We start from the raw sequence: 13,006 nt of genomic DNA, 5'->3' as shown, positions 1-13,006 counted from the left end.
GTTGCGACAAAAACAACAAGCTCAGGAGCACCCTCATGCAAACGCACAAACTCGCCACCCGCCGCTGGTGGTACATCATGCCCATCGTGTTCATCACCTACAGCCTGGCGTACCTGGACCGCGCCAACTACGGGTTTGCCGCCGCCTCCGGGATGGCCGCCGACCTGATGATCACGCCGGGGCTGTCGTCCCTGCTCGGCGCCTTGTTCTTCCTCGGGTACTTTTTCTTCCAGGTACCGGGGGCGATCTACGCGCAGAAACACAGCGTGAAGAAACTGATCTTCGTCAGCCTGATCCTCTGGGGCAGCCTGGCGACCCTCACGGGCGTGGTGTCCAACGCCTATTGGCTGATCGTGATCCGCTTCATGCTCGGCGTGGTCGAGGCCGCGGTGATGCCGGCGATGCTGGTCTACCTGTGCCACTGGTTCACCCGCGCCGAACGTTCGCGGGCCAACACCTTCCTGATCCTCGGCAACCCGGTGACCATGCTCTGGATGTCGGTGGTCTCGGGCTACCTGGTGGAGCACTTCAGCTGGCGCTGGATGTTCATCATCGAAGGCTTGCCGGCGGTGCTCTGGGCCTTTATCTGGTGGCGCCTGGCCGATGACCGGCCGAGCGCGGCGAAATGGCTCAGCGAGCGGGAAAAGCACGACCTGGAAAGCGCCCTGGCCGCCGAGCAGGTGGGCATCAAGGCAGTGAAGAACTACGCCGAAGCCTTCCGCTCGCCCAAGGTGATCGTTCTCGCCCTGCAATTTTTCTGCTGGAGCATCGGCGTCTACGGCTTCGTGCTGTGGCTGCCGTCGATCCTCAAGCACGGCGCGCAGATGGACATGGTCGAGGCCGGCTGGCTGTCGTCGCTGCCTTACCTGGCCGCGGTGATCGCCATGCTCGCGGTGTCCTGGGGCTCGGACCGGGTCCAGAAGCGCAAGCGTTTCGTCTGGCCGCCGCTGCTGGTCGCCTCCTTCGCCTTCTACGGCTCCTACCTGCTGGGCGCCGAGCATTTCTGGTGGTCCTACACCCTGCTGGTGATCGCCGGCGCCTGCATGTACGCGCCCTACGGGCCGTTCTTCGCCATCGTCCCGGAGATCCTTCCGGCCAACGTCGCCGGTGGCGCCATGGCGCTGATCAACAGCATGGGCGCCCTGGGCTCGTTCGGCGGCTCCTACCTGGTGGGCTACCTGAACAGCGCTACCGGCTCGCCGGGCGCTTCCTACCTGCTGATGAGCGGCGCGCTGCTGCTGTCGGTGCTGCTGACCATCTTCCTCAACCCGGGCGCCAGCGACCGCAGCCGCAACCCGCTGCCGGTACGCCGCCTGGCGCATTCCTGAATCGAACAAGGTGAACCCGATGAAAAAACAGGTCGTGCTGTACAAGAAACTCTCGCCGCCGCTGATGGCTCGCCTGCATGAGCAGGCCCAGGTGACCCTGATCGAAGACCTTGGCGCCCAGGGCCTGGCCAAACTGCGCGGCGCCCTGCCCTCGGCCCATGGCCTGCTCGGCGCCAGCCTGCGCCTGGATGCCGAGCTGCTGGACCTGGCGCCGCGCCTGGAAGCGGTGGCCAGCGTTTCGGTGGGCGTCGACAACTACGACATCGACTACCTGACCCAGCGCGCGATCCTGCTCAGCAATACCCCGGACGTGCTCACCGAGACCACCGCCGACACCGGTTTCGCGCTGATCCTGGCCAGCGCCCGGCGCGTGGTGGAACTGGCCAACCTGGTGCGCGCCGGGCAGTGGAACCGCAATATCGGCCCGCTGCATTTCGGCAGCGACGTGCACGGCAAGACCCTGGGCATCATCGGCATGGGGCGGATCGGCGAAGCCCTGGCCCAGCGCGGCCATTTCGGCTTCGGCATGCCGGTGATCTACCACAGCAACAGCCCGAAGCCGGCGGTGGAACAGCGCTTCGGCGCGCGTTACTGCAGCCTGCCGGAGCTGCTGCGACAGGCCGATTTCATCTGCCTGACCCTGCCGCTGACGGAGCAGACCCAGGGCCTGATCGGCCGCGAACAGTTCGCGCTGATGCGCCCGGAGAGCATCTTCATCAATATTTCCCGGGGCAAGGTGGTGGACGAGCAAGCGCTGATCGAGGCCTTGCAGCGACGGCAGATCCGCGCGGCCGGGCTGGATGTGTTCGAGCGCGAGCCCCTGGGCCACGACTCGCCGCTGTTGCAGTTGAACAACGTGGTGGCCACCCCGCACATCGGCTCGGCGACCCTGGAGACCCGCGAGGCCATGGCCCGCTGCGCGGTCGACAACCTGCTGGCGGCCCTGGCCGGACAACGCCCGGCCAACCTGGTCAACCCCCCGGCCTGGGAACGCCGCATGGCCGCGGTTTAATTACTGGGTTGAGGCTGGGGCTGGGTGATTTGTCGCCCGCCGCGCCCATTCCCGCCGTAGGAGCGAGGCTTGCCCGCGAATGGTCGTCAACGAATAGGCGTATTCGCGGGTAGACGTGGTGCGCTTAAGCCTTTTCGCGGGCAAGCCTCGCTCCTACGGGGTTGGGGATGGGGGCTCTAGGGGCTGCGGCGGCGTTTCGACGAGCGGCCTTCGAGCAGGTCCTGGGTGCAGCGCACGATACGCTGGCAGGCATCCGCCAGGCGTTGTTGGTCCACCACCAGGCCGATGCGGATATGGCCCGCCGCGCTGGGGCCGAAGGCCTCGCCGGCGAGCACCGAGACGCCGTGCCCTTCGAGCAGCAACTCGGCGAACTGCTGGGCGCCCAGGCCGGTTTCCCGTACATCGACCATGACGAACATGCCGCCATCGGGCTTGACCGGTTTCAACCCCGGGCACCGGCTGAGCCGTTCGCACACCAGGTCGCGACGCTGGCGATACTCCTCGCGCATCTGCTCCAGCTCCGGCAGGTCGGCGTCCAGCGCCACCACCGCGGCGTTCTGCACGAAATCCGGCAGCCCGTACAACATGCACAGCGCCAGATGGCTCAAGTGCCCGGCCAGGGCGTGCGGCGCCACCACCCAGCCGACTCGCCAGCCGGTCATGGCATGGGACTTGGACAAGCTGTTGATGGTCGCCGTGCGCTCGGCCATGCCCGCCAGGCTGGCGGGGCTGACGTGCTCGCCATCGAACAGCAGCTCGCTGTAGACCTCGTCGGAAATCAGCCACAGGTCATGCTCGATGCACAGCCGCGCCAGGGCCTGCCAGGTTTCCCGGGACAGGCTGGCGCCGGAGGGGTTGTTCGGGCTGTTGAGCATCAGCGCGCGGGTTTTCGCTGTGATGCGCGCGGCAACCTCGGCCGGCTCGACGCGAAAGCCGTTATCCGCACGCACCGGGATCGGCAGCACCTTGGCCCCGCAGGCGCCGAAGACGCCCTCATAAGTCACGTACATGGGCTCGGCCACCAGCACCTCGTCGCCCGGGTCGAGCAGGCACTGGGCCACGGAGAACACCGCGCATTGCGCCCCCGGCAGCACCACCACATGCTCGGCGTCCACCGCCTGGCCGCTGCGGGCGGCGTGACGGCGGGCGATGCGGGTGCGCAGCGAACGGTTGCCGCGCACCTCCGAATAATGGGTGTCGCCGGCCAGCAGGCTATCGATGGCGGCCAGGACAATCGGGCGCGGCGTGTCGAAATCCGGGTCGCCGATGGTCAACAGCAGCACATCGACGCCTTGTTCGCGCAACTCCAGGGCCCGGTAGTGAATTTGCCACGCCGCGGCACCTTCGCCGGCGATCCGTTGGGTCAGGGCTGAATAGCGCATCTCGCTCTCCTTGGGCACGCATTCAAACAACCCTAACTCAAATCACAAAGCGCGCCACCATCGCATTCAAATCCACCGCCAGGCGCGACAGTTCGTGGCTGGCGGCGCTGGTCTGGTTGGCCCCGGCGGCCGATTGGGTGGCCAGGTCGCGGATGTTCACCAGGTTGCGATCGACCTCGCGCGACACCTGGGCCTGCTCTTCCGAGGCGCTGGCAATCACCAGGTTGCGCTCGTTGATCAGGTTGATCGACTCAGCGATCTGCTCCAGCGCCACACCGGCGGCGCGGGCCATTTCCAGGGTGCTCTGGGTGCGCTGGTTGCTCTGCTGCATCGACTGCACCGCCTCGCCGGTGCCGTTCTGGATGCCGGCGACCATCTTTTCGATTTCCTGGGTCGATTGCGCGGTGCGATGGGCCAGCGCCCGCACCTCGTCGGCCACCACCGCGAACCCGCGCCCGGCCTCGCCAGCGCGGGCCGCCTCGATGGCCGCATTGAGCGCCAGCAGGTTGGTCTGCTCGGCAATGGCGCGGATCACGTCCAGCACCTTGCCGATGTCGCGGCCCTGGGTGGCCAGGCCTTCGATCATCACCGAAGTGCTTTGCACGTCGTGGGTCATGGTCTGGATCGCGTCGACGGTCTCCACCACCCGGTCGCGGCCTTCGCGGGCGGCCTGGGTCGACTGGTGCGAGGCTTCGGAGGTCGACACGGCATTGCGCGCCACCTCCTCCACCGCGGCGGTCATCTCGTTGACGGCGGTGGCCGCCTGCTCGATTTCGTTGTTCTGCTGCTGCAAGCCACGGGAGGCTTCCTCGGTCACCGCGCTGAGTTCCTCCGAGGCCGAGGCCAGCTGGGTCGCGGAGCCGGAAATCTGTTCGATGGTCTTGCGCAGGTTGCCCTGCATCTCGGCCAGGGCGCCCAGCAGGCGGGCCGGCTCGTCCTTGCCGTCGATCTCGATGGCCTTGGTCAGGTTGCCCGCCGCAATGGCCTGCGCGGCCAGCACCGCGCGGTTCAACGGGGTGACGATACTGCGGGTCAGCAGCAGGGCCAGCACCACCGTGAGCAGGGCCGCGATCACCGCCACGGCGATGATGCCGGTGATGGCGTTGCGGTAATGCTCGCCGGCCTTATCCGAGGCCTGGGTGGCCCCGGCCTTGTTGATCGCCACCAGCTTGTTCAACTGTTCACCCATCTGGTCGGTGCCGTCCTTGATCCGCGTATTGATCAGGGTGCGCAGCTCCTCGAGCTTGTTCTGTCGCGACAGCTCCAGCATGTCGTTCTGCGCCTGCAGGTACTTTTCCAGGGTGGCCGCGAAGGTCTTGTACAGCGCCACTTCCTCGTCCCCGGCCGGCAAGGCGGCGTAGCTGGCCTGGGCCTGCTTGAGCTTGTCCACCAGCACGCCAATGCGCGCCTGCGCTTCCTGCAGGCCGGCCGGTTCGCGATTGACCAGTACCCGGAACGAAAGAATCCGCAGGCGCAGCACATTTTCGGTGACATTGCCGAGGAACCCTACGCTGGGCAGTTGGTTGCTTTCCATGTCGAGGGAGGCCTGCCGGATAAGCGACATGCGGTTGACGGCGAACACCCCCAGCGCGATGACCAGCAACGCGATGAAGGCAAAACCGAGGAAGGCTCGAGGCGCGATATTCATATTACGTAGCGACATAGGATGACTCTCGGGAATGAGGACTGCGGGCATCCATGCGCTGAACCCTGTCGTCGGCGGCTGGCGGCCGGACAGGTGGGCGCCACTGTTGTAATAGGTCTGTGGGCCTCATAGCGATATCGGCAGCGCTTTAGGTTTTTTGCAGGCCGCGGTGAAAATATTTTTCGCCCCTGGTGGCTGTTTCAATGGTGAAACCGATTGCTGCCAGGTCGCCTGCCCGGGCAGGCCACCGCGCTGGCCATCTGTAAGGCCCACCTGCCCGGCCCAGCTCATGACCAGCCACATGACCAGCCACATGACCAGCCACATGACCAGCCACATGACCTGCCACATGACCTGCCACATGACCAGCCCATGAAAAGTGCAATTCATTCGCCGGAAAAGCCATTCAGTCGCCGCCCCGTCCTGCCCATCATTGCCTTCAGCTCAGACGACGCATAACAACAAGACTGGAGTGGATGATGAAACCCGAAGACTTCCGTGCCGAGACCAACCGCCCGCTGACCGGCGCCGAATACCTGGCCAGCCTGCGCGATGATCGCGAAATCTACATTTATGGCGACCGGGTCAAGGACGTGACCCGCCACCCGGCGTTCCGCAACTCCGCCGCCTCCATGGCCCGCCTCTACGACGCCCTGCACGACCCCGAGACCCGCGACAAGCTGTGCTGGGACACCGACACCGGCAACGGCGGCTACACCCACAAGTTCTTCCGCTCGGCGAAAAGTGCCGACGAACTGCGCCAGCAGCGCGACGCCATCGCCGAGTGGTCGCGCCTGACCTACGGCTGGATGGGCCGCAGCCCGGACTACAAGGCCGCCTTCGGTAGCGCCCTGGGCGCCAACCCGGAGTTCTACGGCCGTTTCGAAGGCAACGCGCGCACCTGGTACAAACGCATCCAGGAAGCCTGCCTGTACCTCAACCACGCCATCGTCAACCCGCCGATCGACCGCGACAAACCGGTGGACCAGGTCAAGGACGTGTTCATCTCGGTGGACGAGGAAGTCGAAGGCGGGATCATCGTCAGCGGCGCCAAGGTGGTGGCCACCAACTCGGCCCTGACCCACTACAACTTCGTCGGCCAGGGTTCGGCGCAGCTTTTGGGCGACAACACCGACTTCGCCCTGATGTTCATCGCCCCCATGAACACCCGCGGCATGAAACTGATCTGCCGCCCGTCCTACGAACTGCAGGCCGGCATGACCGGCTCGCCGTTCGATTACCCGCTGTCCAGCCGCTTCGACGAGAACGACGCGATACTGATCATGGACAAGGTGTTCATCCCCTGGGAAAACGTGCTGATCTACCGCGATTTCGAGCGCTGCCGGCAGTGGTTCCCGCAAGGCGGTTTCGGCCGCCTGTTCCCGATGCAGGGCTGCACCCGGCTGGCGGTCAAGCTCGACTTCATCACCGGGCTGCTGGTCAAGGCCTTGCAGTGCACCGGCTCCCTGGAGTTTCGCGGGGTGCAGGCGCAGGTCGGCGAAGTGGTGGCCTGGCGCAACCTGTTCTGGTCGCTGACCGATGCCATGCACGGCAACGCCAGCGAATGGCTCAATGGCGCCTTCCTGCCCAGTGCCCAGGCCTTGCAGGCCTACCGGGTGCTGGCGCCCCAGGCCTATACCGACATCAAGAAGATCATCGAGCAGGTGGTGGCCAGCGGCCTGATCTACCTGCCGTCCGGCTCTCGCGACCTCAAGGACCCGATGCTCAACCAGTACCTGAGCACCTATTGCCGGGGCTCGGCGGGCATGGGCCACGAGGAGCGGATCAAGATCCTCAAGCTGCTGTGGGACGCCATCGGCACCGAGTTCGGCGGCCGCCACGAGCTGTATGAAATCAACTACGCCGGCAGCCAGGACGAAATCCGCATGCAGTGCCTGCGCCATGCCCAGGCCAGCGGTTCGATGAAAGCCATGACCGATCTGGTGGACCGATGCCTGGGCGACTACGACCTCGACGGCTGGACGGTGCCGCACCTGACCAATCCGGACGACATCAACATGCTCGACCGCATCCGCCAGTAAGCCCACGGGCCGAAATGGCAACCCGTGCAGGGGGCCAGCTTGCTGGCGATAGAGCGGCCACGATGACGCGGTGCCACAGGGGCACCGCCGCCCCTCGAGCGCCGGCCGGCGGCCCCTGCCGGGTATCAAGCAACGGTCGCGGGTTACCCCCGAGGAATCTGTCATGACTCATCTCGATCCCAAGCAACAAGCCTTTCGCAATGCCATGGCGCACATGACCGCGGCGGTCAACGTCATTACCAGCAACGGCCCGGCCGGGCGCTGCGGCATCACCGCCACCGCGGTCTGCTCGGTCACCGACAGCCCGCCCAGCCTGATGGTCTGCGTCAACCGCAACAGCGCGCTGAACCCGGTGTTCAAGCGCAACGGCCGACTCTGCGTCAACGTGCTCTGCGGCGAACACGAAGAGGTCGCCCGGCACTTCGCCGGCATGACCGGGGTGGAAATGGAACAGCGCTTCAGCCTGCATCCCTGGCGCGACGGCCACGCCGCCCTGCCGGTGCTCGACGGCGCCCTGGCCAGCCTGCAGGGGCGCATCACCGAAGTGCAGGAAGTCGGCACCCATTCGGTGATGCTGGTGGAGTTGGATGATATCTGCGTGCGCGAACACGGCGATTCGCTGGTGTATTTCAGCCGTGGCTTCCATCGTTTGCCACGCACCGGCCAAGCGGCCTGATCATTCCTCCACTGTTATGTAGGAGCGAGGCTTGCCCGCGAAAAATTCGCAACGATAACGCGCATTGGCTGGTGTATCGCCGCTGCGCGGCTATCGCGGGCAAGCCTCGCTCCTACAGGATTTCGTCGCTCTTCATATCCCTTGCCATCGGCCTTCATCCTGCATCTGTAGGATAGCGATCGCCCACCGGGCCAACGATACTCCTCCCCAGGCCCTGCCCACGTCCCTGGACGTTCCGGTCCTTACCGACTCCGTGACGAAAACAATAAGAAAGTCGCACAGGGGAATACCGATGAACCGTCATGAACATGGCCACGCCAGCCTGCTGCAGGCCTTCAGCACGCTGACCCTGGAGTTGCAGCGCCTGGCGCAGCACAAGGACATCGAACACTTCCATGGCCATGCGCTGGACCGCATCGGCCAATTGCTGCCCTTCGACAGCGCCTGGTGGGGCCGCGCCGCGCTGATCGACGGCTTGCCGGAAGAACACAGCTCCTACCTCCACCACCTGCCCGCCCGCTACCTGCAGGACTGGCAGTCGATCAAGCACATCGACGTGACTGTCGGCCGGGTCCATGCCCATCCCGGCCAGACGGTGATCGTCGACATGCGCGACCCGGTCAACGGTCCCGGCCTGAACTGGCTGGGCACGACCTACGGCATCGGCGAACTGCTCTGCGTGGTCTACATCGACCCGCAAACCCACCTCAGCGACCACCTGGCGCTGTACCGCGCCCCCCGCGCCACGCGCTTCAACGCCGACGACTGCCTGCTGCTGAACAACCTGATGCTGCACCTGGCGGCCGCGGTGTCGGCCAACCAGATCCGCACCCTGGTGGCCTTGCGCGAAACCCTCACCAGCCCGCGCAACCTGGCGTTGGCGGTGTGCGACCAGCGCGGCACCCTGCATTGCGCCGAGCGCGGCTTCGTCGACCTGCTGCTCGGCGAATGGCCGGACTGGAACGGCCCGTGCCTGCCGGTGCCGATGCCCCACGGCGGCTATGAAGGCCGGCACCTGCAATTCGAGGCCTCGCCGGTGGGCGACCTGTTCCTTCTCACCGCCCGCGGCCGCACGCTGCTGACGCAACTGAGCCCACGGGAAAACGACGTGGCCCTGGGCTTCGGCGAAGGCAAGACCTACAAGGAAATCGCCCGCGAGCTGGGCCTGTCGCCGAACACCGTGCGCCATCACATTCGCGCCATCTACTGCAAGCTCGGGGTCAAGGACAAAGCGCGCATCGCCCACCTGCTGCACGCCCCACCCGACTGACCCTCCCCAGGCCCGCTAGGCCAACAGGCGAACGCAGGTCGTTGCACCTCGCCAGCCCTGCGTTCGCCGACTTGGTACAGGCCCGGCCCCCCAGCACTGACTTTTTCGCTGTCGTCTTGACGGCCACGGGCCGCTGTCGCCCCGTTTTTTGCCACTGCCGCGTACCGGCGAGCCTTCGCCGCTCAACCACTCAAGAAGAGACGCTACGCCCATGACCAGAACGCTTGCTCGCCACACCGCCCTGGCCTTCACCTGCGCCCTGTCGAGCCTTGAGGCCGGCGCCGCCGACCTGAACGCTCGCGACTTCTTCGGCGCGCCCCCCGGCACCCGCCTGGGCGTGCTGTACCTGCCGGCGAGCCGGGCCGGCGATTTCCATGGCCCGGCCGACAGCACCGGCAAGGCCGAACTGAAGGTCAACGCCCTGGCCTATCGCCAAGTGTTCTTCAGCGATATCTGCGGCACCCTGTGCACCCCGCAATTCATCGTGCCCTTCGCCGATATCGACGCGCGCCTGCCGGGCGCCAAGCGCCACACCGGGGAAAGCGGCTTCGGCGACCCGCAGGTCGGCGGCACGCTGTTCTTCATCAACGAGCCGGCCTCGCGCACCTACAGCGGCCTGCTGACCCTGATCACCCTGCCGGTGGGCGAATACCACGGCGACAACCCGGATGTCTCGCCGGGCGCCAACCGCTGGGGCGCGACCTTCGTTTACAACTACACCCGGGGCGTCGGCGAGAAGTGGGTGCTGGAAGCCAACCTGGAAGCCCAGTTCTACGGCAAGAACGACGACTACTTCGGCAGCGACCTCAAGCAGGACCCGCTGTACCGCCTGCAAGCCTTCGCCTCCTACGACTTCACCGCCAGCACCTACGGCGCCCTGCGGCTGATTCACGCCGACGGTGGCGAGTTGCGGATCAACGACCAGCGCATCGACGACACCCACAAGCGCTACACCCAGGTCGGCTTCGAAGTCGGTCACTGGCTCGACCCGCAGAACCAGCTGATGTTCGGCCTCTCGCAAAACGTCGCCACCCGCAACGGCTACCACGGCGCCGACGCCTTGCTGCGCCTGGTCCATCTGTTCTGAACCGCCATTTCCGGAGCTATCCCGCCATGACGACCCCGCAACAGACGCTCGCCGGCGAGCAGCCGCGCACCGCCTCATCCCTGGCCCTGCTGGCGGCCATCGTGCTGTTCGCCGCCATCACCCCGACCATCCTCATGACCGCGCCGGCGGTGGCCGCGCAATTGGCCAGCCAATGGCAACTGAGCCCGTCGCAGATCGGCGACCTGTTCTCTACCGAACTGGGGGCCATGAGCCTCGCCACCCTGCCCGCCTTCTGGTGGCTCAAGCGCGTCGACTGGCGCCGCGCGGCGCTGCTGGCCGGGGCGCTGTTCATCGTCGCCAACCTGCTGTCGATCGGGGCCCAGGGCTACGGCGCGCTATTGGCCCTGCGTTTTTGCAGCGCCCTGGCTGGCGGCTCGCTGATGATCATCTGCCTGTCCAGCGCCGCCTCCACCGCCAACCCCAGCCGGGCCTACGGCCTGTGGGTCATGGGGCAACTGGTGGTCGGCGCGCTCGGGCTGGGCCTCCTGCCGCGGCTGTTCGAACATTACGGCCTGGCCGCCTGCTACCTGCTGCTGGCGCTGCTGATGGGCCTGTGCCTGCCGCTGGCGCGCTACTTTCCCCAAGGCGCGCCGGTCCCGGAAAAAGCCGCGGGGCCGGCCGCCGCGCCGAGGTGGAAGGTGGCGTGCGGCATTCTCGGCATCCTCGGTTTCTATATCAGCCTCAGCGGGGTCTGGACCTTTATCGGTGCGATCAGCGCCAGGGCCGGTATTTCCGCCGAGGCCAGCGGCGAGCTGCTGGCCGTCGCCACGGTCATGGGCATCGTCGGCGCCGGCTGCGCCTCGCTGATCGGCAATCGCCTGCCGCGCCTGCTGTTGCTGCTGTTCGGCTACGGCCTGATGGCCGGTTCCGTGCTGTTGCTGCTGGGCGTGCCGCCCCTGGCGCGCTTCGCCCTCGCCGCCCTGGCCTTCAAGTTCACCTGGACCTTCATCCTGCCGCTGATCCTCGCCTGCCTGGCCGACCTCGACCGCTCCGGCAAGTTGATGAACGCCTCCAACCTGGTGATCGGCGGCGGCCTGGCCATCGGCCCCAGCGTGGCCGGGCGACTGATCGAAAGCACCGGCGGCTTTCAGCCACTGCTGATCGGCGCGGCCTGCCTGACCCTGCTGTCGCTGGCGCTGATCCTCGGCTGCCGGCGCAATCCCTGAATCCCCTGACCCCCTGTAGCCGCTGCCGAAGGCTGCGATCGGCCCGCAGGGCCGTTGCGGTTTCCAGATCGCTGAAGGCCTTCGGCCTTATCGCAGCCTTCGGCAGCGGTGACAAATTTTCGCCCCCTAGATGGATATGCCCATGACCCGCAAAACCGCGTTTTTCTTCGATGAACTCAGCCTCTGGCACAGTGCCGGGCCGCATGCGCTGACCCTGCCCGTCGGCGGCTGGGTGCAACCGCCCGCCGCGGCCGGGCACGCCGAATCGCCGGAAACCAAGCGCCGCCTGAAAAGCCTGCTCGACGTCTCCGGCCTGACCCGCCAGTTGCAGGTGCGCAGCGCCACGGCCGCCAGCGAAGAGGATTTGTTGCGGGTGCACGGCGCCGAGTACCTGCAACGCTTCAAGGCCCTGAGCGAGGCCGGTGGCGGCGAACTCGGCCCGCAAGCGCCGATCGGCCCGGGCAGCTACGAAATCGCCAAGCTCTCCGCCGGCCTGGCCATGGCCGCGGTAGACGCCGTGCTCAGTGGCGAAGTCGACAACGCCTACTCGCTGTCACGCCCGCCGGGACACCATTGCCTGGCCGACGGCGCCATGGGTTTCTGTTTCCTGGCCAATATCGCCATCGCCATCGAGGCGGCCAAGGCCAGGCACGGCCTGGGCAAGGTCGCGGTGATCGACTGGGACGTGCACCACGGCAACGGCACCCAATCGATCTTCGAGGAACGCGGCGACGTGCTGACCCTGTCCCTGCACCAGGACGGCTGCTTCCCACCCGGCTACAGCGGCGAACAGGACCGTGGCCGCGGCGCCGGGCTGGGGGCCAATTTCAATATCCCGCTGCTGCCCGGCAGCGGCCACGACGCCTACCTGCATGCCCTGCAACGCATCGTGATCCCGGCCCTGGAGCGCTTCGAGCCGGAGCTGATCATCGTTGCCTGCGGCTACGACGCCAATGCGGTCGACCCGCTGGCGCGGATGCTGCTGCACAGCGACTCGTTCCGCGCCATGACCCGCGAAGTCCGCGAAGCCGCCGAACGCCTGTGCCAGGGCCGCCTGGTGCTGGTGCATGAAGGTGGTTATTCGGAAGCCTATGTGCCCTTCTGCGGGCTGGCGACCCTCGAGGAACTGGCCGGCGTCAGGACCACGGTGACCGACCCGATGCTCGAGTTCGTGCAGATGCAACAGCCCAACCCCCAATTCCAGGCCTTTCAACGCCAACTGATCGACGACCTGGCGCAAACCTTCTTCAACCACTGACCCTGTAGCCGCTGCCGAAGGCTGCGATCGACCGGAACGGGCGTGGCGATCTTCCGGACGCTGGAGGTCCTTCGGACCTATCGCAGCCTGCGGCAGCGGCTACATGGGTTTGTGCATCG

The 13,006-nt window shown here is 66.3% G+C and carries 11 protein-coding genes; 8 read left to right on the top strand and 3 right to left on the bottom strand.

Translation table 11 applies throughout. The features are described 5' to 3' along the window. The first annotated feature begins 35 nt into the window (after positions 1–35). Positions 36–1,328, top strand: coding sequence for an MFS transporter (locus tag BLV20_RS01490; RefSeq protein WP_092295960.1), 1,293 nt, complete (start codon positions 36–38; stop codon positions 1,326–1,328). A 19-nt stretch (positions 1,329–1,347) separates the two neighbouring features. Further along, complete coding sequence (locus tag BLV20_RS01485) at positions 1,348–2,340, top strand: 2-hydroxyacid dehydrogenase (protein WP_092295957.1); 993 nt, start codon at positions 1,348–1,350, stop codon at positions 2,338–2,340. 176 nt (positions 2,341–2,516) lie between these two features. On the opposite strand, the gene BLV20_RS01480 is transcribed toward BLV20_RS01485, so the two are convergent. The 3 genes from BLV20_RS01480 to BLV20_RS01470 form a co-directional block, all read right to left on the bottom strand. Further along, positions 2,517–3,722, bottom strand: a complete 1,206-nt coding sequence (locus tag BLV20_RS01480; RefSeq protein ID WP_092295954.1) for a pyridoxal phosphate-dependent aminotransferase — start codon at positions 3,720–3,722, stop codon at positions 2,517–2,519. A gap of 37 nt (positions 3,723–3,759) precedes the next feature. After that, entirely contained in the window at positions 3,760–5,385 is a 1,626-nt protein-coding gene (locus tag BLV20_RS01475; RefSeq protein WP_092295951.1) for a methyl-accepting chemotaxis protein, read from the bottom strand. A 108-nt stretch (positions 5,386–5,493) separates the two neighbouring features. Continuing rightward, positions 5,494–5,706, bottom strand: coding sequence for a hypothetical protein (locus tag BLV20_RS01470; RefSeq protein ID WP_139192659.1), 213 nt, complete (start codon positions 5,704–5,706; stop codon positions 5,494–5,496). Positions 5,707–5,846: 140 nt separating this feature from the next. On the opposite strand from BLV20_RS01470, the gene hpaB reads away from it, so the two are divergent. The 6 genes from hpaB (at position 5,847) to BLV20_RS01440 (ending at position 12,887) form a co-directional block, all read left to right on the top strand. Next, entirely contained in the window at positions 5,847–7,409 is a 1,563-nt protein-coding gene (gene hpaB, locus BLV20_RS01465) for a 4-hydroxyphenylacetate 3-monooxygenase, oxygenase component (protein ID WP_092295945.1), read from the top strand. Positions 7,410–7,572: 163 nt separating this feature from the next. Then, positions 7,573–8,085 carry a 4-hydroxyphenylacetate 3-monooxygenase, reductase component gene (hpaC, locus tag BLV20_RS01460; protein WP_092295942.1) on the top strand — a complete coding sequence of 171 codons (513 nt, stop codon included), beginning with the start codon at positions 7,573–7,575 and terminating at the stop codon, positions 8,083–8,085. A 292-nt stretch (positions 8,086–8,377) separates the two neighbouring features. After that, complete coding sequence (locus tag BLV20_RS01455; RefSeq protein WP_092295939.1) at positions 8,378–9,355, top strand: helix-turn-helix transcriptional regulator; 978 nt, start codon at positions 8,378–8,380, stop codon at positions 9,353–9,355. A gap of 211 nt (positions 9,356–9,566) precedes the next feature. After that, entirely contained in the window at positions 9,567–10,442 is an 876-nt protein-coding gene (locus BLV20_RS01450) for a transporter (protein ID WP_092295936.1), read from the top strand. Positions 10,443–10,468: 26 nt separating this feature from the next. Further along, positions 10,469–11,629 (top strand): MFS transporter, encoded by a 1,161-nt coding sequence (locus BLV20_RS01445; protein WP_092295933.1) that lies wholly within the window; start codon positions 10,469–10,471, stop codon positions 11,627–11,629. A 142-nt stretch (positions 11,630–11,771) separates the two neighbouring features. Beyond that, positions 11,772–12,887, top strand: a complete 1,116-nt coding sequence (locus BLV20_RS01440; RefSeq protein ID WP_092295930.1) for a class II histone deacetylase — start codon at positions 11,772–11,774, stop codon at positions 12,885–12,887. The last annotated feature ends 119 nt before the right edge of the window (positions 12,888–13,006 follow it).

The organism is Pseudomonas sp. NFIX28 (assembly GCF_900107395.1).
In the GTDB taxonomy this organism is placed as follows: domain Bacteria; phylum Pseudomonadota; class Gammaproteobacteria; order Pseudomonadales; family Pseudomonadaceae; genus Aquipseudomonas.
The sequence above is the reverse complement of the archived record's forward strand: the minus strand, read 5'-3'. Positions and strand labels throughout refer to the sequence as shown.

Coding starts and splice junctions, on each gene's coding strand:
- BLV20_RS01440 (WP_092295930.1), top strand. CDS start 11,772: ATGACCCGCAAAACCGCGTTTTTCTTCGATGAACTCAGCCTCTGGCAC.
- hpaC (WP_092295942.1), top strand. CDS start 7,573: ATGACTCATCTCGATCCCAAGCAACAAGCCTTTCGCAATGCCATGGCG.
- BLV20_RS01470 (WP_139192659.1), bottom strand. CDS start 5,706: ATGTGGCTGGTCATGTGGCTGGTCATGTGGCTGGTCATGTGGCTGGTC.
- BLV20_RS01455 (WP_092295939.1), top strand. CDS start 8,378: ATGAACCGTCATGAACATGGCCACGCCAGCCTGCTGCAGGCCTTCAGC.
- BLV20_RS01445 (WP_092295933.1), top strand. CDS start 10,469: ATGACGACCCCGCAACAGACGCTCGCCGGCGAGCAGCCGCGCACCGCC.
- BLV20_RS01450 (WP_092295936.1), top strand. CDS start 9,567: ATGACCAGAACGCTTGCTCGCCACACCGCCCTGGCCTTCACCTGCGCC.
- BLV20_RS01475 (WP_092295951.1), bottom strand. CDS start 5,385: ATGTCGCTACGTAATATGAATATCGCGCCTCGAGCCTTCCTCGGTTTT.
- hpaB (WP_092295945.1), top strand. CDS start 5,847: ATGAAACCCGAAGACTTCCGTGCCGAGACCAACCGCCCGCTGACCGGC.
- BLV20_RS01480 (WP_092295954.1), bottom strand. CDS start 3,722: ATGCGCTATTCAGCCCTGACCCAACGGATCGCCGGCGAAGGTGCCGCG.
- BLV20_RS01485 (WP_092295957.1), top strand. CDS start 1,348: ATGAAAAAACAGGTCGTGCTGTACAAGAAACTCTCGCCGCCGCTGATG.
- BLV20_RS01490 (WP_092295960.1), top strand. CDS start 36: ATGCAAACGCACAAACTCGCCACCCGCCGCTGGTGGTACATCATGCCC.